Here is a 534-nt window from a genome sequence, read left to right on the forward strand (position 1 = left end):
TATTTTTTTTCATGTTTTCAAATCGGAAACATGTATTTGGCCTGCTTTTTTGTCTGAAAAAGCTGAGTAGTTACCAAATTTTTAAGGTTTTGGTTTTATCAGCGAATGAGACAAGAGAAGGAACCATTGCAAAATTGCTAGAGGTATTAGATGAATATGCAATTAGGAATGGAAATCTGGAAAAGAAACGGGAATATTTTTGGTTTCAATATTGAGTAAAGAGTTTCAAAGAATGAAATAAGAAAGGAGACATAGACATGCTAGGAGTGATTCAAAGGTGCTCGGAGCTTCTACAGGCGGTTGGAATTTTTGGTCGAGGAGAAAAGGGTGTGGATGTGACAAAGGCTTCTCAAGAAGCTTATAGGACAGTGATTGAGGGTGTCAGGAAAGCCAAACAAAAGTTTATCTTTATTTTCGATCCAACGGATCAAGTGTATGAAGATACACATCGACAGAAGGGTTCTGTTGCAAAGTTTGAAAAAACATAAATCCGTTTACAAAATACAGTTATCGTTTAAGAAATTCTGAATAGTT

Annotated in this window: 1 protein-coding gene and 1 pseudogene; both read left to right on the forward strand. The window is 35.4% G+C overall.

The genetic code is table 11. The annotated features are described in order from the left end of the window. Positions 1-215, forward strand: a pseudogene (locus JDS99_RS31760) (hypothetical protein); the annotation flags it as partial. A 42-nt stretch (positions 216-257) separates the two neighbouring features. Further along, the gene (locus JDS99_RS30950) at positions 258-488 is read left to right on the forward strand and encodes a hypothetical protein (RefSeq protein ID WP_242475824.1); all 231 of its coding nucleotides are present in this window, start codon (positions 258-260) and stop codon (positions 486-488) included. Positions 489-534: the final 46 nt, after the last annotated feature.

Source organism: Bacillus cereus group sp. N6 (assembly GCF_016483705.1).
Taxonomy (GTDB): Bacteria; Bacillota; Bacilli; order Bacillales; family Bacillaceae_G; genus Bacillus_A; species Bacillus_A wiedmannii.

Coding starts and splice junctions, on each gene's coding strand:
- JDS99_RS30950 (WP_242475824.1), top strand. CDS start 258: ATGCTAGGAGTGATTCAAAGGTGCTCGGAGCTTCTACAGGCGGTTGGA.